Below are 21,847 nucleotides of genomic sequence, written 5' to 3' on the forward strand. Positions count from 1 at the left end.
CGTAAAGCGCCAGCAGTCCACGAACAAGGCCCCGGAGGCCCGTCACCGCACCCACAACAAACCCAGCCCGCCGCAGGCGCAACGGCGAGACGCCCCGCGGCGGGAGAGACGGCTACGTGCGGGGGCGCCGCAAAGCGCAACGGCGAGACGACCCGCGGCGGGACAGACGGCTACGTGGGAGGCGCCGCCAAGCGCAACGGCGAGAAACCCCCGCGGCGGTACAGCCAGCTACGTGGGAGTCACCTCACTACGTGAATGCGGTCCGCCGCAGGCGGATTCAGCGGGGAGGACGCCGACGAGTGTGCCGTCAGGTACGCCGTGAAGGCGTCCAGGTCGGAGGGGCCGACGTACTTGTTCCGGCCGTCCTTGAAGGCGGCGAAGCCGTCCCCGCCGCCGGCGAGGAACTCGTTCATCGCGACGCGGTAGGTCTTGGCGGGGTCGAGGGCGGAGCCGTTCAGTTTGACGGAGTCCTTGACGACGCGGTCGGCGCCCTTCTTGGTCATGTCGAGGGTGTAGGTGAGACCCGCGGAGACCTGGAGGATCTTGGGGGACGCCTCGTTGGGGCCGCTGACCTGCTGCTGGAGGGCGGTCAGCAGCTGGGCGCCGGTGAGGTCGATGACGTTCATCATGTTGGTGAAGGGCTGGACGGTGAACGCCTCGCCGTAGGTGACGACGCCGTCGCCCTCGGAGCCGGACGCCGGGTAGGCGAGGTCGGAGCGGATGCCGCCGGGGTTCATCAGGGCGAGCTGGGCGCCGCCCTTGTCGGCGGCCTTGGTCGCTTCGAGCTGGGCGTCGGCGATGACGTCGCCGAGCGGGGACTCGGGGGCGTCCGCGCCGCGGCCGGCGATGTCGGCGGCGATGTGGCCGACCGGGCGGGCCGCGACCGGTGCGGCCAGCTTGTTCCAACGGGCGATCAGGGACGTCATGTCCGCGGCCTTGGGCCGATTGCGGTCGACCACGTGGTTGACCGCACCGGGCGCCTTGACGCTGGTGCGGACGATGTCGTGGGTGCGCCGGTCGTAGGTCAGCTCGGTGTCGGTGTAGAGCTTGCCGTAGGACGCGGCGGAGGTGACGGTGCGCGGCCGGCCCGACGGGTCGGGGATGGTGCAGGAGTACGCCTGGTGGGTGTGGCCGGTGACCAGGGCGTCGACCTTGGACGTGACGTGCTTGGCGATCTCGGTGATCGGGCCGGAGATGCCGTCGCCGGGACCGGGGCTGTCGCAGTTGTAGTTGTACGAGGTGGAGGCGGGCAGGCCGCCTTCGTGGATGAGGGCCACGATCGCCTTCACGCCCTGCTTGTTCAGGACCTTGGCGTACTTGTTGATCGTCTCGACCTCGTCGTGGAACTTCAGGCCCTTGACGCCGTTGGCGCTGACGATGTCCGGGGTGCCTTCGAGGGTCACGCCGATGAAGCCGATCTTCACGCCCTTGTGCCGCCAGACGGTGTACGGCTTGAGCAGCGGCTTGCCGGTCTTCTCGTCGGTGACGTTGGCGGTCAGGTACGGGAAGCCGGCGCCGGCGAACTTCTTGCCGTCCTCATAGCAGCCGTCCTTGGGGTGGCAGCCGCCGTTCTGCAGGCGGGTCAACTCCGCCCGGCCCTCGTCGAATTCGTGGTTGCCGACGGAGGTGACGTCCAGGCCCAGCTTGTTCATGGCCTCGATGGTCGGTTCGTCGTGGAAGAGGCCGGAGAGCAGCGGGCTGGCCCCCACCAGGTCGCCGGCGGCCGCGGTCACGGAGTACGGGTGGCCCTTGCGGGCGGTGCGCAGGGACTGGGCCAGGTACTCGACGCCGCCGGCCGGCACGCTCTTCCTGGTGCCGTCGGGCTGCAGTTCCTCGACCGTGCCGGAGGAGCCCTGCGGCGGTTCGAGGTTGCCGTGGAAGTCGTTGAAGGAGAGCAGCTGGACGTCGACGGTGCGGCCGGTGTGACCGGTGCGGTCCGGGTGCACGGTGTCCGCCCCGGCCGGCAGGGCGGCGACGGTGACGCCGATCCCGACGGCGGCGGCCAATACGGCCGAACCGGTCCTCAATCTGCTGATGGCGCGGCGCCGTTGCGGTGTCGCTGGCATGGGTTCCCCTCCTGGATGGTCCTGAGCGGACCGCAGCTTATTGTTGACGCGCGTAGCGCAACAGGGGTGCCGGGTTACGGGACGGTTGCCGGTGAGCGCCGGACCGGCGGGCGGCACCGGTGTGGCGTGCCGGGCAGATCGGGGCGGCCGAGCCCTGATGCCGCTGCGGGACCCCGGCAGGGTCGTACGCTGCACACATGACTGACGCTGCACAGGAGATGGGCCGGACCGGCCGCAGGATCCAGGTGGTCGACGAGGTCGCGCCGGAAACGGCCGAGGCCGTTCTGGAGCTGATCGAGCGGGCCGCGCGCACCGACGGGCAGCCCGCGGTGTCCGAACAGGGACGTCTGCAGCTGCGGGGCGGCAAGCGCCCGGGTGTCGCGCATGTGCTGGTGTACGCGCACGGGGAAGCGGGCGAGGAGCTGCTGGTCGGCTACGGCCAGCTGGAGGACACCGACCCGGTGGAGGCGCCGGCCGCCGAGCTGGTGGTGCACGCCGGGCACCGCGGCCGGGGGCACGGCCGGGCGCTGGGCACCGAGCTGCTGGAGCTGTCCGGGCGCCGGCTGCGGGTCTGGGCGCACGGCGGGCACCCGGCCGCCCGGCACCTCGCGCAGACCCTGGGCCTGACGATGTTCCGCGAGCTGCGGCAGATGCGGCGCTCGCTGGGCGACCTGGAGCTGCCCGAGCCCGTACTGCCCGAGGGCGTGACCGTACGGACCTTCCAGCCGGGCACCGATGACGCGGCCTGGCTGGAGGTGAACGCGGAGGCCTTCGCGCACCACCCCGAGCAGGGCTCGCTCGCCCAGCGTGACCTGGACGACCGCAAGGCCGAGGCGTGGTTCGACCCCAAGGGCTTCTTCCTGGCCGAGAAGGGCGGCCGGCTGGTCGGCTTCCACTGGACGAAGGTGCACGCCGAGGAGGGCCTGGGTGAGGTCTACGTCCTCGGTGTCCGGCCGGGCGCCCAGGGCGGCGGCCTGGGCAAGGCGCTCACCTCGGTCGGGCTGCGCCACCTGGCCGGGCAGGGGCTGCCGACCGCGATGCTCTACGTCGACGCCGACAACGCGGCGGCGGTGAGCGTCTACGAGCGGATGGGGTTCGTCACGCACGAGACGGACCTGATGTACCGGTCGGAGACCTGAGCCGGCCAACCGGGGCCGGCTGCGGGGAGGTTGACCCGTGCAGTCGGGCGTACGTCCCGGCGCGGGCGAGCAGTTCCGGGTGCCGGCCGGACTCCACCAGCCGGCCGCGGTCGAGGACCAGGATGCGGTCGGCGTCCGGGGCCAGTTGGAGGTCGTGGGTGATCAGCACGGTCGTGCGGCCGGACATCAGCCGGCGCAGCGGGGCGATCACCCGGCGGGCGGAGAGCGCGTCGAGTCCGGCGGTCGGCTCGTCGAGGACGAGGACCGGGGCGTCGCGCAGCAGGGCGCGGGCGATCGCGAGGCGCTGGAGCTGCCCGCCCGACAACTGGGCGGTGCCGGGGGAGATCCGGGTCCGGTAGCCGTCGGGGAGCGCGGTGATGAAGTCGTGCGCGGCGGCGGCCCCGGCCGCCCGGACGATCTCGTCCTCCCCCGCGCCGGGCCGCCCGCAGCCGATGTTCTCGGCGATGGTGCCGTGCAGCACGAGGGTCTGCTGCGGGAGGAGGGTGACGTTCTCGCGCAGGAAGTCCAGCGGCAGGGCGTCGAGCCGGGCGCCGTCCAGCCGTACGTGCCCGGCCTGCGGGTCGTAGAAGCGGGGCAGCAGCCGGGCGACGGTGGATTTGCCGGCGCCGCTGGGGCCGGTGATCAGCACCAGCTCGCCCGGCCGGGCGGTGAACGAGACGGCGTCCAGGGCGGGGGCGCCGGCCGGGGCGTCCGTGGTGGCGGCCCCGGATTCCGCGGCGCCAGGGGCGGGGTAGCGGAAGGTGACCTCCTCGAAGGCGACCACCCCGCGGGCCCTGCGGCACGACGGGACGGTCCGGGCCGGCGGGTCGGTGACCGCGGGCCGGCTGTCGAGGATGACGTGGGCCCGTAGTCGCAGCACGAAGCGTTCCGCCACCCACACGGCCAGCGAGTTGCCGAGGTAGCCGATCAGTGCGCCGAGGACGGCCACCGAGCCACTGGGCGGCCGGCCCCCAGAACGCGTCCAGGGAGCCCTTCTGCAGGGCGTGATCGGTCAATTCGCTGAACAGCAGAATGGCCGCGGTTTCCGTGAGGGAGGCGAGCACCACACAGCCGCATATCACCGCCAGCCAGCGCCGGTCCCCTTCGAGCAGCGGCCAGAAAGCACGGAAGGACCGCCGGACCGCCCGGCCGCGGCCGCGATTTTCCTCCGTCGTGTACGTCGTCGTCATTCCCGCTCTTCCCGGCTCTTCGCCCGGTCTTTCGTTGACCTTTCCCGGCCTTTTCCCGGCCCTTTCTCGGCCCTTTCTCTGCCTTTCCGGTGCCTTTCCCCGGTGTTTCCGGGCGTGCGCCGGTCCGGTCACGGCGACCCGGGACGGGCCCCGGCGCAGCACCGGGGCCCGTCACCGACGGTGCGTCAGCCGCCGATCACCCGGCGGGCGGAGGCGGTCGTCCGCGACCCGCCGCGGTGGCTGACGACGACGTCGCCGTGGCCGCAGTGGTGGGCCGGGCGGGCGGGGACGCCGCGGCGGGCCGGCTCGGCGCGACGGGCGGGGACGGCGACAACGACCTTGCGGAAGCTCATGGATTTCTCCTCGACTCTGTGAATTCCTTTTGCATTTTTCCTTCGCAGTCCTTTTGCTGCGACACGGAAAACCTTACGCGAGGAAGCCGGCGCTTCCCGTCGAATTGCATGAGGTCTTGCTTAATTGAGGCTGAGGGCATTTCTCATGTGTCACGGTGGCGGTGACAGAGTGGCGGCGCGGTGACAAAGTGGCCCCGGCACCGCCCGCCGCCGGGTGCCGCCGCGGCCCGCCCCCGGCCCCGCGCCGTAGCGTCCCGCTTGCTTCTGCGCCACATCCGCGTTACCGCTGATTCAAGGTCGGTTGCGAGCATCGCTGAATGCAGCCCGCTGTGCCGAACCTCCCCCACCCGAGGCTCCGTCTCGCGCCGCCACCTCCTGACGCGCCTGGAACCCCCGGAACGCGGAAGAATAAGGCCATGAACCAGCAGCCCAGCGCTCAGGCACAGGTCCAGCCCGAGATGCCGGCCACCAGGCCCCCACAGGCCCCGGCCCCCTCGGCCCAGCCTTCCGTGGGCTCCATCGCCGCGCACCGGCCGCACGCGGTCCGGGGGACGGTGCCGGGCCTGGAACCCGACCTCGACGCCGACCCGGACGCGTACGTGGACCAGGGCGTGGTGGGCGTGGACGGCGCGGAGCTGCCCGCCGACCGCTTCCTGGACCGGGAACGCAGCTGGCTGGCGTTCAACGAGCGGGTGCTCGAACTCGCCGAGGACCCGGCCACCCCGCTGCTCGAACGCGCCAACTTCCTGGCGATCTTCGCCAGCAACCTCGACGAGTTCTTCATGGTCCGGGTCGCCGGACTCAAGCGGCGGATCGCGACCGGCGTCGCCACCCGCTCCGCCTCCGGCCTCCAGCCCCGCGAGGTGCTGGACCTGATCTGGACCCGCTCGCGCGAGCTCATGGCCCGGCACGCCGCCTGCTTCCAGCAGGACATCGCCCCCGACCTCGCCGACCAGGGCGTCCATCTGATCCGCTGGCCGGACCTGACCGAGAAGGAGCAGGCCCGGCTGTTCACCCTGTTCCGGCAGCAGATCTTCCCGGTGCTCACGCCGCTGGCGGTGGACCCTGCGCACCCGTTCCCGTACATCTCCGGCCTCTCGCTGAACCTGGCCGTCGTCGTCCGCAACCCGGTCAGCGGCCACGACCACTTCGCCCGGGTCAAGGTCCCGCCGCTGCTCTCCCGCTTCCTCGAAGCCTCCCCGCAGCGCTACGTCCCCATCGAGGACGTCATCGCCGCCCACCTGGAGGAGCTGTTCCCGGGCATGGAGGTGCGCGCGCACCACATGTTCCGGGTGACCCGCAACGAGGACCTGGAGGTCGAGGAGGACGACGCCGAGAACCTCCTCCAGGCGCTGGAGAAGGAGCTGATGCGGCGGCGGTTCGGCCCGCCGGTCCGGCTGGAGGTCGAGGAGTCCATCGACCCCGCGGTGCTCGACCTGCTCGTCCAGGAGCTGAAGATCTCCGACGCCGAGGTCTACCCGCTGCCCGGCCCGCTGGACCTGACCGGGCTGTTCGGCATAGGAGCGCTGGACCGGCCCGAGCTGAAGTACCCCAAGTTCGTCGCCGGCACCCACCGCGACCTCGCGGAGGTGGAATCGGCCTCGGCGCCCGACATCTTCGCCGCGCTGCGCGCCCGTGACGTCCTCCTGCACCATCCCTACGACTCCTTCTCCACCTCCGTGCAGGCGTTCCTGGAGCAGGCCGCGGCCGACCCCGAGGTCCTCGCCATCAAGCAGACCCTCTACCGCACCTCCGGTGACTCGCCGATCGTCGACGCCCTGATAGACGCGGCGGAATCCGGCAAGCAGGTCCTGGTGCTGGTCGAGATCAAGGCCCGGTTCGACGAACAGGCCAACATCAAGTGGGCCCGCAAGCTGGAGGAGGCGGGCTGCCACGTCGTCTACGGCCTGGTCGGCCTGAAGACGCACTGCAAGCTCTCCCTCGTGGTCCGCCAGGAGGGCGACATGCTGCGCCGCTACTCCCACGTGGGCACCGGCAACTACCACCCCAAGACGGCCCGGCTCTACGAGGACCTCGGGCTGCTGACCGCCGATGCGCAGGTGGGCGCCGACCTCTCCGACCTCTTCAACCGGCTGAGCGGCTACTCCCGCCGGGAGACCTACCGCCGCCTCCTGGTCGCCCCCAAGTCCCTGCGCGACGGCCTGATACAGCGGATCACCAAGGAGATCGCGCACCAGCGCGCGGGCCGGCCCGCGTACGTCCGCATCAAGGTCAACTCGATGGTCGACGAGGCCGTCATCGACGCGCTCTACCGCGCCTCGCAGGCCGGCGTGCCGGTCGACATCTGGGTGCGCGGCATCTGCGCGCTGCGCCCGGGAGTGCCCGGCCTCAGCGAGAACGTCCGGGTCCGCAGCATCCTCGGCCGCTTCCTGGAACACTCCCGGATCTTCGCCTTCGGCAACGGCGGCGAGCCCGAGGTGTGGCTGGGCAGCGCCGACATGATGCACCGCAACCTCGACCGGCGGATCGAGGCGCTGGTCCGGGTCACCGACCCGGCCCACCGCGCCTCCCTCAACCGGCTCCTGGAGACCGGTACCTCGGACACCACGTCCTCCTGGCACCTGGGCCCGGACGGCGACTGGACCCGGCGCTCCGTGGACGCGGACGGCGCGCCGCTGCGCAACGTACAGGAAATGCTCATCGACGCCCGGAGGCGCCGGCGTGGCCCAGCGACCTGACCAGCGGACCGGGGGGCCGGCCGGGCTCCTCGGCACCGGATGCGAGCCCGGCGGGGCGGCCGGCGCCCGTGCCGCGGTGGTGGACGGACCCTACGGACCGTACGGTCCACCGGGGCCGTACGACGACGCCGCGGCCGGCACCGGACCCGCCGCCGGCCCGCACCTCGCCGGGCGCACCGCCGAGGACGTGCTCGCCGGCTACCTCCACCAGCAGTCCGCGGACTTCCTGCGCAGTCTGCGGCTTCACCGGGAGAGCGGCCCGGACGCCGAGGGCGCCGGCGCGGCCGCCCGCCGGCTGCGCCGCGCCGCCCGCCGGATCAGCGCCACCCTGCACACCTTCCGGCCGCTGACCGAAGAAGCCTGGGCCGACCAACTCCTCGCCGAACTGGGCTGGTTGTCCGGCACCCTGGCCCGCGAACAGGCCTGTGCGGCCCGCCGCGACCGGCTGATGGCCGCCCTGACGCGGCTGACCGGCCGCACCGACCGCCCCGAACGCACCGACCGCGCCCCGCGCACCGGCCGCGGCCTACGGCCCGACCGCGCCGAACCACCCGCCGGGGCCCGCTCCACGGGCCCCCGCAAGACGGAGGCTTCCGGTACGGACACCGGCCCCGGCGCCCCCGACCCCGACACCGCCGTCCCGGACGCCGATGCCGTCCTCGCCGCCGGCGCCGCGCGGGCCGGGGCACTGCTGGACCGCCAGCTCACCCTCGCCCGCACCCGCGCCCACTCCGCCGCGCTCCAGGTCCTGGGCTCGTCCCGTTTCCACGCCGTCGCCGACTCCGTCGCCGTGCTCGCCTCCGAGGTGCCGTTGACCCGCGCGGCCGCGGACGTCCCGGCCGCCGAGGCGCTGCCGCCGCTCGCCGAGCAGTCCGCGCGCCGGCTCGCCGAGGCGGTCGGCGCGCTGCCCCTGGTCCGCGCCGGACAGCCGTACAACGCCGAGGCGCTGGCCGACGGCGCCCGCCAGGACGCGCCCTGGCACCAGGTCCGGGTGCTGCTCCGGCTGAGCCGCTACGCCCAGGAGGTACTCGTCCCCGAGTACGCCGACCCCCGCCTGGCGGAGGCGGCCCTGCTCCTGGAGGGCCACCGTGACGCCGCCGAGGCCGCAGCCGCAGCCGCCGCCGCGGCCCGCACCCCCCGCATCGCCCCGGCCACCGCCTACGCCCTCGGCGTCCTCCACGCCGACCAGCGCCACCAGGTCGAGGCGGCCCGCTACGCCTTCGGCCGCGTCTGGCTGTCCCGGGAGAAGGCCCTGAAGGGGGTGGAGCGATGACGGGACCCGGGGAGCCACCGGCCCGTAAGCCGGACGCCCGCAAGCCGGTGCTGGCCGCGGGCTGTGTGCTGTGGCGCCGCCGCCCGTCCGTCGAGCACGGCCTGGAGATCGCGCTCGTCCACCGGCCCAAGTACGACGACTGGTCCCACCCGAAGGGCAAACTCAAGCGCGGCGAGGACGCCCTGGCCGGAGCGGTCCGCGAGGTGGCCGAGGAGACCGGCATGGACTGCCGCCCCGGCGCCCCCCTGCCGACCGCGTACTACGTCGCCAACGGGCGCCCCAAGCAGGTCCGTTACTGGGCCGCCGAAGCGCTCGGCGGCGCCTTCACCCCCACCACCGAGGTCGACCGCCTGGTATGGCTCCCCCCGGAGGAGGCCCGCCACCGCCTCACCCAGGAACGGGACCGGCCACTGATCGACGCGTTGCTCGCCGCACTGCATCTGGCCTGAGCGCGGGACCGCGTCAACGGCGGCGCAGGGCGGGGTCCGTGACGGCCGGGGGCAGGTAGTAGTTGTCGACGCGGTTGAGGTCGGTGCCCGGGGGGACGATGGCGTCGATCCGGTCCAGGACGTCCGCGCCGAGGGTGACGTCGGCGCCGTCCAGCAGGCTCTCCAGCTGGTCGAGGGTGCGGGGGCCGATGATGACCGAGGTCACCGCCGGGTGCGAGCGGACGAAGCGGTGGCCAGGTGGGGGAGGGGCAGGCCGGCGTCGGACGCGACCTCGGACAGGGCGCGGACCGCCTCGGCCTTGCGGACGTTCTCCGGGACCGACAGGTCGAACTTCCTCGACTCCAGAGCGGCCCGGGAACTGGCCGACAGATCGCGGCCGGAGAGCCAGCCGGCGCTGAGCGGGCCCCAGGTCAGCACGCCGATGCCGTAGCGCTGCGCGGTCGGCAGCACCGCGTTCTCCACCCCGCGCGCCAGCATCGAATACGGCGGCTGCTCGGTACGGAACCGGACGTGGCCGCGGCGCTCGGCGGTCCACTGGGCCTCGACGATCTGCTCGGCGGGGAACGTCGAGGTGCCGATGGCGCGCACCTTGCCGGAGCGGACCAGGTCCGAGAGCGCGGACAGGGTCTCGTCGATGTCGGTCGTGGGGTCGGGGCGGTGGACCTGGTAGAGGTCGAGGTGGTCGGTGTCCAGCCGGCGCAGGCTGTCCTCCACGGCGCGCACGATCCAACGCCGGGACGCGCCGCCGTGGTTGGCGTCCGGGCCCATCGGGTTGAAGAACTTGCTGGCCAGTACGACGTCGTCGCGGCGTCCCTTGAGGGCCTTGCCGACGATCTCCTCGGACTCGCCCGCGGAGTAGATGTCCGCGGTGTCCACGAAGTTGATGCCGGCGTCCAGCGCGCGGTGCACGATGCGGACGCAGTCGGCGTGGTCGGTGTTGCCGAAGGCGCCGAACATCATCGTGCCCAGCGCGTACTCGCTGACCGAGATGCCGGTGCCGCCGAGGATCCTGCGCTGCATGAGCTGCCCCTGTCCGTTCTTGCGGATGCGCGCCCGCACCGGTGGACATCTGCCTGCCGCCGGATACGGGTGCATCGGTGAGTGCGTGCGCACCAGACTGCTGGGGCCGGCCGGAGCGGACCAGGCCCGTCGCAGCCCGGGTCCGGCGGAACCACCCATGCGGCGCCGCGCGCATACTGGACGGATGCTGCACGCGGAAATCGAGATCAGCTCGTTCCTCAAGGCGCGCCGCGCCGCGCTGGACCCGGCCGACCTGGGCCTGCCGAGCGGGATCGGCCGCCGCCGGGTGCGCGGGCTGCGGCGCGAGGAGGTCGCCCAGCTCGCCGGCATCAGCGTCGACTACTACACCCGCATCGAGCAGGGCCGGGCGCCCGCCATCTCCGACTCCGTCCTGGACGCCATCGCGCGGGCGCTGCGGCTGTCCGGCGGCGAGGTGACGTACCTGCGCAACATCGCCGTGCCCCGGCGCCGGAGCGAGGCGGACTGCGCGCCCCGGGCGGTCCCCGGGCAGACCGTACGGCCGGAGATCCGGCAGCTGCTGGACGCCATGGCGAGCACCGTCCCGGCCATGGTCCTCGGCCGCGGCCTGGACATCCTGGCCTGGAACACGCTCGGCGGCCGGATCGCCTTCGACCTGGACGCGCTCGCCCCGGACCGGCGGAACACCGCACTGCTGGTCTTCCTGGACCCGGCGGCCCGCGCGCTGCACCCCGACTGGGAGGACAAGGCCGTCGAGGTGGTCGGCAATCTGCGCGCCGACAGCGGCCGGCACCCGGACGACCCGCGGATCTGCGAGGTCGTGGGCGAACTGCTGGCGCGCAGCGCGGACTTCCGGCGGCTCTGGGAGGCCCAGTCGGTGCACGAGTGCCTGCGCGGCACCAAGCGCCTGCGGCACCCGGACGTCGGCGAGCTGGAGATCACCTTCGAGAGCTTCCGGCTGACCACCGACCCGGACCAGGCGCTGGTCACGTACACCGCCCCGCGCGGCTCGACGACCGAGCGGCGGCTGCGCGAGCTGGCGGCCCGGCCCGCCGCGGCCCGCGAGCCGGAGGCCAGGCCGCTGGCGGTGTGACCGCGGTCCGGGCCTGATGCGCGCGGGCGCTACCCGCGCGGCGCCAGGGCCTCCCAGCGCACGGTGACCTCGCCCTGGCGCCGCCGCCGCGGGTCACCGGCCAGCGGCCAGTCCGCCGCGAGGGACGCCACAGCGGCCCGCCACCGCTGCCGGGCACCGAGTGCGCCCAGCGGGGCGGCGGCCGCCCAGGCCCGGTCGAAGTCGCGCAGGAAGGCGTGCACCGGCTCGCCCGGCACATTGCGGTGTATCAGCGCCTTGGGGAGGCGTTCGGCCAGGTCGGAGGGGGTTTCCAGGGTGCCGAGCCGGGCCGCGAAGGTGACCGTGCGGGGGCCTTCGGGGCCCAGCGCCACCCAGACGTGCCGGCGCCCTATCTCGTCGCAGGTGCCCTCGACCAGCAGCCCACCGGGGGCCAGCCGCGCGCAGAGCCGCCGCCAGACGGCCCTCACCTCGTCCTCGTCGTACTGCCGCAGCACGTTCGCGGCCCGTATCAGGACCGGCGCCCGCCCCCGGTCGCCGGGCAGCGGCACCTCGAAGCCGCCGTGCAGGAAGTCCAGCCCCGGCTTCTCGTACGGGCGGGCGGCCGCCACCCGCGCCGGGTCGATCTCTATGCCGACGACCCGGGCGTCGGGGCGCACCGTGCGCAGCCGGCCGAGCAGCTCGACCGCGGTCCAGGGCGCGGCGCCGTAGCCGAGGTCGACCGCGACCGGGTCGGCCGAGCGGCGCAGCGCGGCGCCGTGTTCCGCGGCTATCCAGCGGTCCATCCGGCGCAGCCGGTTGGGGTTGGTGGTCCCGCGGGTCGCGCTGCCGACGGGCCGGGTCGGCGCGGGGTGAGCGGGGGCGGGGCGGCGGGGCATGGCTTCGAGAGTATGGGGAGCCGGAGACCTCCTTGCCCCGCGGTCACGTGCGATCGGTCACGTGCACCGAACGGTCACACTTTGGCAAAGTACGACGATGGGCCGCCGGACGGAAATGGATGGCCCGGATGTGTTGTTGCAGCAGGTCGGTGGCGTGCCGCCGCGCCCCGGCTAGGAGGTAGCTCGACGTGAGCCCATATGTGTCCCGGCTCCGCAGCCGTCCCCATGGGCCGTTCCCGGGACCGTCGCGGCTGCGTCTGCCCGGGGGCGCGCGCCGCCCGCGCCGGGTGGCGATGCTCAGCGTCCACACCTCCCCGCTGCACCAGCCCGGCACCGGCGACGCCGGCGGCATGAACGTCTACATCGTCGAGCTCGCCAAGAAGCTCGCCTCGATCAACATCGAGGTGGAGATCTTCACCCGCGCCACCACGGGCACCCTCCCGCCCGCCGTCGACCTCGCCCCCGGCGTCCTCGTCCGTCACGTCGACGCCGGCCCCTACGAGGGCCTGGCCAAGGAGGACCTGCCCGCCCAGCTGTGCGCCTTCACCCACGGCGTGATGCAGGCCTGGGCCGGCCACCGCCCCGGCCACTACGACCTGGTCCACTCCCACTACTGGCTCTCCGGCCACGTCGGCTGGCTGGCCGCCGAGCGCTGGGGCGTCCCGCTGGTGCACGCCATGCACACCATGGCCAAGGTCAAGAACGCCGCCCTGGCCGTCGGTGACACCCCCGAGCCGGCCGCCCGGGTCATCGGCGAGACCCAGGTCGTCCGGGCCGCCGACCGCCTGATAGCCAACACCGCCGAGGAGGCCGACGAGCTGATCCGGCATTACGACGCCGACCGCGGCCGGGTCGCGGTCGTCCACCCCGGCGTCAACCTCGACCGCTTCCGGCCGACGAGCGACGGCATCGCCGAGAGCCGCGCCGCGGCCCGCGCCCGCCTCGGCCTTCCCCAGGACGCGGTCATCCCGCTCTTCGCCGGCCGCATACAACCCCTCAAGGCCCCCGACATCCTGCTGCGCGCGACCGCCGCCCTGCTGGCCGAGGACCCCTCGCTGCGCTCCCGGCTCGTCGTACCGGTCGTCGGCGGCCCCAGCGGCAGCGGCCTGGCCAAGCCCGAGGGACTGCAGAAGCTCGCCGCCCGGCTCGGCATCGCCGACCTCGTGCGGTTCCGCCCGCCGGTCGGCCAGGAACAGCTCGCCGACTGGTACCGCGCCGCCTCCGTCCTGGTCATGCCCTCGTACAGCGAGTCCTTCGGACTGGTCGCCATCGAGGCCCAGGCCTGCGGCACCCCGGTCATCGCCGCCGCGGTCGGCGGCCTGCCGGTGGCCGTCCGCGACGGCGTCAGCGGCTTCCTCGTCACCGGCCACGACCCCGCCGACTACGCCCGCGCCCTGCAGCGCTTCCTCCGGGACCCGGACCTCGCCACCCGCATGGGCGCCGACGCCGCCCGGCACGCCCAGTCCTTCGGCTGGGACACCGCCGCCGCGGCCACCGGCGACGTCTACACCGCGGCGATGCAGGAGCGGCGGCGTCACCTACGATCGGCCCATGGCTGACGACCTGCCCCAGGCTGACGACGCGCGACCGGTGGACGACGTACGACCGGTGGACGACGGACGCCCCGTCGCGGAGGCAGGCCCCGCGGACGCGCGACGGGTGATCGAGACGGCGCTGGCCGACGCCGGCCTGGACTGGGAGTCCCCGTCCGACGGCGCCTACGTCGTCAAGCTCCCCGGGACCCGCAAGCTGTCGACGACCTGCTCGCTCATCGTCGGCCGGCACTCCCTGTCCATCAACGCCTTCGTCGTCCGCCGCCCCGACGAGAACCACGAGACCGTGCACCGCTGGCTCCTGGAGCGCAACACCCGCCTCTACGGCGTGAGTTACGCGATCGACAAGCTCGGTGACATCTACCTCGTCGGCAAGCTGCCGCTCGTCGCGGTCACGCCGGACGAGCTGGACCGCATCCTCGGCACCGTCCTCGAGAACGCCGACGGCAGCTTCAACACCCTCCTCGAAATGGGCTTCGCCACCGCGATCCGCAAGGAGTACGCGTGGCGGGTCTCGCGGGGAGAGTCGACGCGGAACCTGGAAGCGTTCGCGCATCTCACGCGCAAGGGCGAGCAGCCCACGTAGCCGGCTGTCCCGCCGCGGGGCTTGCTCGCCGTCGCTCGCCCTCTGCCCGTGAGTGGGGGAGGGCTGAGCGGGGGCGTGCCTGGCCGCTTCGCTGCCCGTGTGTGACCACCGAGACCCGGTCGGCTTGCGGGAATGGCAACAAAGGTTGCCCTTCCGTATGGCGGGGTCGCATCGTCGGGCCGTGGACGGCTGACCCCACACCAACCGGAGGGACGGAAGCGATGAGTGGCGACAACCACGGGCACCACCACGGCCACAACCTCGGCCACGGCGACGACTTCGACTGGGCCGCGATGGCCGATCTGCTGGAGCTGGAGGGCGAGATCCACAGCCCCTACGTACGCCAGGCGTTCGAGGAGCTGAAGCAGCTGAGCCCGCGCCGCGTCCTGGACATCGGCAGCGGCCCGGGCGTCGCCGCCTGCCGGCTGGCGGCGCTGTTCCCGCAGGCCGAGGTCACCGCGGTGGACGGCACGCCGGAGCTGCTGGTCCGCGCCCGGGAGCGGGCCGAGCGGCTCGGCGTAGCGCTGCGGACCAAGGTCGCCGAATTCCCGGCCGGCCTCGCCGACCTGGGACCGGCGGACCTGGTGTGGTCCGGTCAGGTCGTGCACCACGTCGGCGACCAGCAGGACGCCCTGAACCGGCTGGCCCGGCTGCTCACCCCCGGCGGCGTCCTCGCCATCGTCGAGGGCGGTCTGCCGCCCCGCTGGCTGCCGCGCGACCTGGGCTTCGGCCGCCCCGGCCTGCAGGAACGCCTCGACGGCGCGACCGCGCTCCGCTTCGGCCGGATGCGGGACGAACTGCCCGGCTCGGTGGCGGTGGTCGAGGACTGGCCCGGCATGCTGCGGGCCGCGGGGCTCACCGGCGCCCGGAGCCGGACCTTCCTCGTGGACCGTCCGGCTCCGCTGGCGGACGGCACCCGGCAGTTCGTACGGCGGTCCCTGGAGCGCTGCCGGGACACCCTCGCCGACCACCTGGACGCCGAGGACCTCGCGACCCTGGACCGGCTCCTCGACCCCGCCGACCCGGCGGGCGTCGACCGGCGCCCGGACCTGTTCCTGCTGACGGCGAAGACCGTGCATTACGCGTCGTCGCCGGAGTGAGCGGACCGGGAAGAGGAGCTGCCCGGCCGGTCCCTGCGGACCGGCCGGGCAGCTGAGGTGCGCTTACGGTACGAACCGCACCTCCGGGTAGCGCGCCGACGGCCGGTCCAGCAGACCGCCGTCGCCCCGTGCGCGCAGCCACCGGTCGAAGAACGCCGAGACGTACGCCCGCTGGGCCGCGACCGCCCGGGCCGGCCTCACCGACCCGATCATCTTCGTCACCTCGGCCCGGGACAGCCCCACCTGCCGGGCGACCTGCGGGATCAGCGTCTCCGCGTCCGTGTACGTCGCGTGCCGGCTGCCGTGCAGCATCAGGTCGCGCAGCCAGGCGCCGTCGCTGCCCCGGCTGTGTTCCCAGACCGCGCCCCAGGAGGCCACCGTGTGGTGGGTGTCGCCGTCCATGCCCATCAGCAGCAACGGCCGGTCGACACCGTCCCGGCCGACCGTCGACGGGTTCGACGGGTCGTCGTCCCGCTGGGTGTAGCCCATCACCCCGTCCAGGTTCGCCGCGGCCCGGATCCGCCGGTCGTCATGCATCGTCTGCGCAGCGGTGAACCCGCCGGCCGACTGCCCGAACATCCCCACGGCGCCCAGGTTCAGCACCCCGCGCAGCCCGCGCGGCAACGGGGAGGCGTCCCCCCGCCGGCCCAACTCGTCGAGCACGAACCGGGTGTCGGCCACCCGCACCGCGGCGACCTTCCGCAGCAGCTCCGTCATCCGCCCGGTCTTCTTGGCCTTGGCGATCTCCGCCGGCATCACGCTGCGGGCCACCCGTCCGCCCGGGAACTCCACCGCCGGCGCCTCGTAGGTGTGGTCGACGGTGACCACCACATATCCGCGGGAGGCCAGTTCGTCGCAGAGCGTGCTGCCGAACCCGCGCGGATCGCCGGCGCCAGGGGAGTAGAGCACCACCGGCAGCCGCTGCCCGGGCCGCCGCGCCGCCACCGGCGCCCCCGTGTGCGCGGCGGTCCGGGTGGCCTGCCAGGCGACCTTCCCCGGCGGCACGTGCTCCGAGAAGCTGTTCATCCGGTCGAACGCGGCCGCCTCACGCGGCGTCAGCTGCGCGGCACGCGGGTACTGCCCGGCCCCCGCTCCGGCCGGATACCGGACGCTGACCATCAGTTCCCGGTACCGGTGCCCCGGCGTCCCACCGCCCCACGGATCATGCCGCCGACGGTCGATCAGATGCAGGGCCACCGTGCCGACTTGATGACGACCGGTGGGCGCGGGAAGGGCCATGGCCGCCGCCGAACGATGCGCGCCGACCCCGCCGGAACGCGCCACCGCCGTGGTGGACGGCTCCCCCGATGCTGTCCGCGTCGTGGTGGACGGCTCCCCCGCCGTCGTCCCTGCCGACGCGGCCGCCCCTCCGGCCACCAGCACCCCACCCATCACCAGCACCCCGACCGCCGCGCGCCACCGCGCCCCCCGTCGCCCCGCACCCGTGCCCATGCCCAACTCCCCGTCCGTTCCGCCGGATAATCGGACCGCTCGCCGGCCCGCCCGTACACACCACCAGCGTCCCGAAACGCCGCGCCTGGCTCGACCGTGCAGCCACGTCTCTTGAGGGTGGGGCTACCACGAACATCGCGTGGCCGGGGGCCCGGCGCGCCTCGTCGCCCGGCGTCGGGTCACGGCACCTCGCAGCGCACCAGAGCGCGGGTGAACGCGGAACCGACGTGGATCAACGGCTGGGCGCAGCGCGGGCACCGGCGTTCGTGGTCGCCCTGGTACGGCTGCTTGTAGGAGGCCCGGCAGGGGAGGCAGACGTACGACGTCTTGCACCGGACCGCGGTTTCGGCGTGTGACATGGCCGCGAGGCCAGCCCCGGAGGGCGGGCAGAGCGACGGGTTTCCGGCGCCCCGGCCCGCCGTTACGCAACCTGTTCCCCCGTCGCCGGAGCACCCGCCGGTGCGGCGTTCGAGTCAGAAGCGGAAGCAGAAGCATGAGCCGGAGCCGGAGGAGCAGAAGGGGAAGCGGAAGAGGAAGGGGAAGCGGTGGTCGTGGCCGTCCGGGCCGGGAGGCTCCGTAGCAGCAGGCCGTAGCCCAGGGCCGCCACCGTGCCGACCACCGCGCAGCCGGCCCAGAGGGTGTCCGCGCCGTAGTGGTCGATGACCGTGCCGCCGATCAGGGGGGCGGTCAGGGAGGCGATGGACCAGGACAGTGCGTACATGCCCTGGTAGCGGCCGCGGCCGTGTACGGGGGAGAGGCGTACCACCAGGCCCATCTGGGTGGGGGAGTTGATGATCTCGCCGAGCGTCCAGACGGCGACCGCGAGCGCGTACATGGCGACCGAGCCGGCCAGCGCGGTCAGCCCGAAGCCGTAGCCGGCGAGCAGTGCCGAGCCGACGAGGAGCGTCGCGGGGCTGCGGTGCTCGATGAAGCGGGTCACCGGGATCTGGAGGAGGACGATCAGGATGCCGTTGACCGCGATGACGGCGCCGAAGTCCGCGCTGGAGAAGCCGTCCCGGCCCATCGAGACCGGCATGGAGACGTAGGCCTGCTGGAAGAGCAGGGCCAGCAGGAGGTTGAGGCCGACGACGGTCATGAAACGGCCGTCGCGCAGCACGGTCAGCATGGAGACCGGTGCGGTTGACGCGCCCCGGCCGGCGGGGTCCTGCGGGCCGGCCGCGGTGTCGGCCGAGGGCCGGGACTCGGGGAGCTTGACGAAGACCACCAGCGCGCAGGTCAGCACGAGCGCCGACTCGCCCAGGAAGAGGGCCAGATAGCCGTGTTGTGCGATGAGGCCGGCGGCGGTGGAGGAGACGGCGAAGCCGAGGTTGATCGCCCAGTAGTTGAGCGAGAAGGCGCGCACCCGGTCCTCGGGGGCGACGATGTCGGCCATCATCGCCTGGACGGCGGGGCGGGAGGCGTTCGTCGCCATACCGACGACGCCGGCCACCACCGCGATGGCGACCGGGTCCTCCATGAAGCCGAGCACCGCCACGGACACCGACGTCGACAGCTGCGCGATCAGCATCGTGGGCCGCCGCCCGAGCCGGTCGGTCAGCACCCCCGCGCCCACCGAGGAGATCACCCCGCCGAGCCCGTAGAGCGCGCCGACCAGGCCCGCGTACGAGGCGGAGTAGCCGCGTTCGACGGTGAGGTAGAGGGCCAGGAACGTCGCGACGAACGCGCCCAGCCGGTTGATCAGGGTGCTGGTCCACAGCCACCAGAACTGCCGTGGCAGCCCGGAGACGCTGTCGACGGCGGCCCGCCGGAGGGCGGACCACCGGCCCGGGCGGGACGCATAGGGCGAAGTGGGCGTGGGCATGACAGTGAACTCCCCCGAGCGGTGCGGTGCCGTGTGATGTGTCGTGTGGTGGGTGCATGGCGGACGGCGATCGGCTCCCAGCCGGACGCGTAAGTGACGATGTGTAAGTGGCGCCCGCCGTATGCGCAACCTACATATCACCCGGTCCCGGCCACCAGTCATTTGACGAAAAGCGTCAAACGTCACGCGGAAGACCAGGTCCTGGACCTGGGCAAGGCGGTATCCGGATTTCGATTACGCTCGACGGCATGGCCGACGCACCGTACAAGCTGATCCTGCTCCGCCACGGCGAGAGTGAGTGGAACGCGAAGAACCTGTTCACCGGCTGGGTGGACGTCAACCTCAACGAGAAGGGCGAGAAGGAGGCGGTCCGCGGCGGAGAGCTGCTCAAGGAGGCCGGCCTGCTCCCCGACGTCGTGCACACCTCCCTCCAGAAGCGCGCCATCCGCACCGCGCAGCTGGCCCTGGAGGCCGCCGACCGCCACTGGATTCCCGTGCACCGTTCGTGGCGCCTGAACGAGCGCCACTACGGCGCGCTGCAGGGCAAGGACAAGGCGCAGACCCTGGCCGAGTTCGGCGAGGAGCAGTTCATGCTCTGGCGCCGCTCGTACGACACCCCGCCGCCGGCGCTCGCCAACGACGCGGAGTTCTCGCAGTTCGACGACCCCCGCTACGCCACGCTCCCGCCGGAGCTGCGCCCGCAGACCGAGTGCCTCAAGGACGTCGTCGTCCGCATGCTGCCGTACTGGTTCGACGGCATCGTCCCGGACCTGCTCACCGGCAAGACGGTCCTGGTCGCCGCCCACGGCAACAGCCTGCGCGCGCTGGTCAAGCACCTCGACGGCATCTCCGACGCGGACATCGCCGGCCTGAACATCCCCACCGGCATCCCCCTCTCCTACGAGCTGGACGCCGACTTCCGCCCGGTCACCCCCGGCGGCACCTACCTCGACCCGGAGGCCGCCAAGGCCGCCATCGAGGCCGTGAAGAACCAGGGCAAGAAGAAGTAAGTTTCGTGATCATGCCCCCGACCTGCGCTTACGGCGCGGGTCGGGGGCGTTTTCACGGCCTGGGCCCACTTTGGGCCCTCAGTGCCTCGGATCTTGCGGCCGGAGCGCGAGCCCGAGAGCCTTCCGGGCGCGCTCCCGGCTGCTGGGCATGAGGTGCGCGTACACCTTCAGGGTCAGACCCGGGTCGGAGTGTCCGAGGTACTCCGCAAGAGCCTTGATGCTCTCCCCGGCGTCCAGCAGAACGGACGCGTAGAAGTGACGTAGGGCATGCATGCCGTGCTCGCGAGCGGCGGCGTGCTCCCGGCTCTTGGCCGTCGGGATGACCCCGACCTTTGCGAGAGCGGGCTTCCAGTGGTCCTCGTTCAGCGAGGTACGCCAGACGTGCCCGCCGTTGGGCCCGCTGAAGATGAGCTGCCTGGTCACGGGCTGGCCGTTCGCTCGCAGCCACGGCAACGTGACCTTGACCGGCGGGAAGCGCTTGACGTGCTCCTTGAGCGCTTCTGCCACGGGGTCGGGAAGGGGCACGTCGCGGAGTTTGCCGCCCTTGGGCGGTGCGAACACAGGCGTGCTCAGGCTCAGCTTCAGTTGCTGCACCACGTGCAGGGTGCCGCCCTCGAAGTCCAGGTCATCGACGGACAGGCCAAGGATCTCTCCTTGCCGCAGGCCGCAGCCGGCGCCCACGTCGACCATGGGCCGGAAGCGCTCGACCATGGCGGCGCGCATCGCGAAGACGCGTTCCGGCGGCCAGGGGACGACGCGACGCGTGCCAATCACGGGCGGCGTCACCGTGCGCGAGTTGCAAGGGTTCCGGCGCAGGCACCCATCCTCGACAGCCGCGGAGAGCACGGCGCGGACGTTGGAGAAGATCACACGCGCGTACGCACCGGACATACCCGATGCTTCGAGCTGCGTCACGAACTCACGGATGTGACTCGGCTGGAACGACCCCAACTGACGTGCTCCGATTCGTGGGAAAGCATGCAGCTTGAGCTGAGACTCCATCGACGCCCGGGTATTCGGGTCGCCGCTCTGACCCGTGAGCCACTTCTCCGCGAAGTCCTGGAACGTCGTACGCGATGCGTTCGGGTCGATGAAGTCGCCGCGGGCCACGTCCGCCGTGATGCTGCTCAGCCACTGCTCAGCGAGGCGCTTCTGCCCATCAGGGAAGGACTTGGCCTTCCGCTTCCCGTCGGGAGTGAAGTAGCGGGCCCGATAGCGCATGCCCGTGCCGTGGCGGTCGGTCTTAACGCGGACGCTCCTGCCGTCGGCGTCGGTGACGGTCTTGTACCAGCGGTCTTGGATGCTGCCTGCCATGGTGAGGAAAGTCCCTTCAGAGGCGAGTGACGGCCGCAGTGCGCGGCCGGTAGCAGGGGGCCAGCGGGTACCGGGGCACCCGCTCGACTGGTTTCGGGGTGTGCCGGGCCGGGCCTGCTACTTGCTGCGGGCCTGGTCGGTGGGGGTTTGGGGTGCTAGCGGGGGTGCTACCGGTAGCGGGTGGGGTCGCTACCGGTAGCAATCACTTGGGCCGGGGAGGGAGGCAGGGGCGGGGGCCGGAGAGGCTTTCTGGAGCCCTTTTCGGGGCTGCTGAGCAGGTGCCTCCCTGCCTCCCTGAGAGGCCTTATGCGCTGGTCAGGCGGGGGAGTTTGGCCGGGGAGGCGGTCAGGGAGAACTCCCTGCCTCCCTGGCGCCTCCCCCGCTGCCTCCCTGCACTGAGCGTGACTTTTCTCCCCGCGGCAGAGGGTCAGGCGGCGTCGGTGAGGGTGGTCTGCTGCGTCACCCATTCGCGGACGGCGGCCGGGTCGAACCGGAGGTGCTTACCGACGCGGAAGCCCGGCGGGCCGACGCGCTTGCGGCGCCAGGCGTAGACGGTCTCGACGCTCGGCAGGCGGAACATCGAGGCGAGGTCTTCGGGGGTCAGGTAGCGGTCCGGGAGCCCGTCGCGCAGGACGGCGCGCCGGTCGGTGGGCTTGTCGGTGGCCATGGCTGGGGTGACTCCTCGTGTCCGTGGTGCGGTGCGTGGGAGTGGTGCCGGTCGCCGTCCTGGAGAGTTGGTGTATTTCAGCGTCCGCAGCGTTCCAGCGTCCGCACGGCCGCGTTGCCGCAGGCCAGTGCGGGTGAGGGGTGTGGACGCTGGTGCGGACGCTGTGGACGCTGGACGGCTGTAGCGTCCGCAGCTTCGACGTGTCCGGGCCGCTGGTGTGCGGCCCGG

The 21,847-nt window shown here is 72.8% G+C and carries 18 protein-coding genes and 1 pseudogene; 9 read left to right on the plus strand and 10 right to left on the minus strand.

Going from position 1 to position 21,847, the window contains the following annotated elements; translation table 11 throughout:
- Nucleotides 1-239: 239 nt before the first annotated feature.
- Nucleotides 240-2,066 carry a bifunctional metallophosphatase/5'-nucleotidase gene (locus IG62_RS0128890; RefSeq protein ID WP_051798739.1) on the minus strand — a complete coding sequence of 609 codons (1,827 nt, stop codon included), beginning with the start codon at nt 2,064-2,066 and terminating at the stop codon, nt 240-242.
- A gap of 218 nt (nt 2,067-2,284) precedes the next feature.
- Between IG62_RS0128890 and mshD the strand changes: the two genes are divergently transcribed.
- Entirely contained in the window at nt 2,285-3,205 is a 921-nt protein-coding gene (gene mshD / locus IG62_RS0128895) for a mycothiol synthase (protein WP_078872306.1), read from the plus strand.
- Here the strand turns inward: mshD and IG62_RS42430 are convergent.
- On the minus strand, nt 3,165-4,154 hold the full coding sequence (locus tag IG62_RS42430; RefSeq protein ID WP_051798741.1) for an ATP-binding cassette domain-containing protein: 990 nt from the start codon (nt 4,152-4,154) through the stop codon (nt 3,165-3,167). The two genes, mshD and IG62_RS42430, sit on opposite strands and share 41 nt — an antisense overlap.
- Before the next feature lie 426 nt (nt 4,155-4,580).
- Nucleotides 4,581-4,748 (minus strand): hypothetical protein, encoded by a 168-nt coding sequence (locus tag IG62_RS47425; RefSeq protein WP_158795135.1) that lies wholly within the window; start codon nt 4,746-4,748, stop codon nt 4,581-4,583.
- A gap of 416 nt (nt 4,749-5,164) precedes the next feature.
- Between IG62_RS47425 and IG62_RS0128910 the strand changes: the two genes are divergently transcribed.
- From IG62_RS0128910 to IG62_RS0128920, 3 genes are read left to right on the plus strand one after another with little or no spacing between them, the layout of a single operon-like run.
- Nucleotides 5,165-7,447, plus strand: a complete 2,283-nt coding sequence (locus IG62_RS0128910; protein WP_030809600.1) for an RNA degradosome polyphosphate kinase — start codon at nt 5,165-5,167, stop codon at nt 7,445-7,447.
- Nucleotides 7,431-8,720 (plus strand): CHAD domain-containing protein, encoded by a 1,290-nt coding sequence (locus IG62_RS0128915; RefSeq protein ID WP_030809603.1) that lies wholly within the window; start codon nt 7,431-7,433, stop codon nt 8,718-8,720. Before IG62_RS0128910 ends, IG62_RS0128915 begins: the two co-directional genes overlap by 17 nt.
- A complete protein-coding gene (locus IG62_RS0128920) occupies nt 8,717-9,169 on the plus strand; it encodes an NUDIX hydrolase (RefSeq protein WP_030809605.1) in 453 nt (150 codons plus the stop codon). Before IG62_RS0128915 ends, IG62_RS0128920 begins: the two co-directional genes overlap by 4 nt.
- Nucleotides 9,170-9,182: 13 nt before the next feature.
- On the opposite strand, the pseudogene IG62_RS42435 reads toward IG62_RS0128920, so the two are convergent.
- A pseudogene (locus IG62_RS42435) lies at nt 9,183-10,189 on the minus strand (aldo/keto reductase).
- A 184-nt stretch (nt 10,190-10,373) separates the two neighbouring features.
- Here IG62_RS42435 and IG62_RS0128930 point away from each other — a divergent pair.
- Nucleotides 10,374-11,261 (plus strand): helix-turn-helix transcriptional regulator, encoded by an 888-nt coding sequence (locus tag IG62_RS0128930; protein ID WP_030809608.1) that lies wholly within the window; start codon nt 10,374-10,376, stop codon nt 11,259-11,261.
- A 29-nt stretch (nt 11,262-11,290) separates the two neighbouring features.
- Here IG62_RS0128930 and IG62_RS0128935 read toward each other — a convergent pair whose 3' ends face one another.
- The gene (locus IG62_RS0128935; RefSeq protein WP_030809611.1) at nt 11,291-12,115 is read right to left on the minus strand and encodes a class I SAM-dependent methyltransferase; all 825 of its coding nucleotides are present in this window, start codon (nt 12,113-12,115) and stop codon (nt 11,291-11,293) included.
- 188 nt (nt 12,116-12,303) lie between these two features.
- On the opposite strand from IG62_RS0128935, the gene mshA reads away from it, so the two are divergent.
- The 3 genes from mshA to IG62_RS0128950 all read left to right on the plus strand — a co-directional run bounded on the left by mshA (nt 12,304) and on the right by IG62_RS0128950 (nt 15,354).
- A complete protein-coding gene (mshA, locus tag IG62_RS0128940; protein ID WP_030809614.1) occupies nt 12,304-13,674 on the plus strand; it encodes a D-inositol-3-phosphate glycosyltransferase in 1,371 nt (456 codons plus the stop codon).
- Entirely contained in the window at nt 13,667-14,254 is a 588-nt protein-coding gene (locus IG62_RS0128945; protein WP_234326796.1) for a YbjN domain-containing protein, read from the plus strand. Before mshA ends, IG62_RS0128945 begins: the two co-directional genes overlap by 8 nt.
- Nucleotides 14,255-14,475: 221 nt before the next feature.
- The gene (locus tag IG62_RS0128950; protein WP_051798743.1) at nt 14,476-15,354 is read left to right on the plus strand and encodes a class I SAM-dependent methyltransferase; all 879 of its coding nucleotides are present in this window, start codon (nt 14,476-14,478) and stop codon (nt 15,352-15,354) included.
- A 63-nt stretch (nt 15,355-15,417) separates the two neighbouring features.
- On the opposite strand, the gene IG62_RS0128955 is transcribed toward IG62_RS0128950, so the two are convergent.
- The 3 genes from IG62_RS0128955 to IG62_RS0128965 all read right to left on the minus strand — a co-directional run bounded on the left by IG62_RS0128955 (nt 15,418) and on the right by IG62_RS0128965 (nt 18,628).
- Nucleotides 15,418-16,806 (minus strand): alpha/beta hydrolase family protein, encoded by a 1,389-nt coding sequence (locus IG62_RS0128955; protein ID WP_234326797.1) that lies wholly within the window; start codon nt 16,804-16,806, stop codon nt 15,418-15,420.
- Between the two features lie 179 nt (nt 16,807-16,985).
- A complete protein-coding gene (locus IG62_RS0128960; protein ID WP_030809626.1) occupies nt 16,986-17,165 on the minus strand; it encodes a hypothetical protein in 180 nt (59 codons plus the stop codon).
- Nucleotides 17,166-17,227: 62 nt separating this feature from the next.
- Entirely contained in the window at nt 17,228-18,628 is a 1,401-nt protein-coding gene (locus IG62_RS0128965; protein WP_051798745.1) for an MDR family MFS transporter, read from the minus strand.
- Between the two features lie 248 nt (nt 18,629-18,876).
- Between IG62_RS0128965 and IG62_RS0128970 the strand changes: the two genes are divergently transcribed.
- Complete coding sequence (locus IG62_RS0128970) at nt 18,877-19,638, plus strand: phosphoglyceromutase (protein WP_030809633.1); 762 nt, start codon at nt 18,877-18,879, stop codon at nt 19,636-19,638.
- A gap of 78 nt (nt 19,639-19,716) precedes the next feature.
- Here the strand turns inward: IG62_RS0128970 and IG62_RS0128975 are convergent, their stop codons facing one another.
- Nucleotides 19,717-20,952: a tyrosine-type recombinase/integrase gene (locus tag IG62_RS0128975; protein ID WP_030809636.1), complete on the minus strand. Its 1,236-nt coding sequence runs from the start codon at nt 20,950-20,952 to the stop codon at nt 19,717-19,719.
- A gap of 427 nt (nt 20,953-21,379) precedes the next feature.
- Nucleotides 21,380-21,619, minus strand: coding sequence for a helix-turn-helix domain-containing protein (locus tag IG62_RS0128980; RefSeq protein WP_030809639.1), 240 nt, complete (start codon nt 21,617-21,619; stop codon nt 21,380-21,382).
- Nucleotides 21,620-21,847: the final 228 nt, after the last annotated feature.

This window comes from Streptomyces sp. NRRL S-337, from assembly GCF_000720175.1.
GTDB classification, from domain to species: domain Bacteria; phylum Actinomycetota; class Actinomycetes; order Streptomycetales; family Streptomycetaceae; genus Streptomyces; species Streptomyces siderophoricus.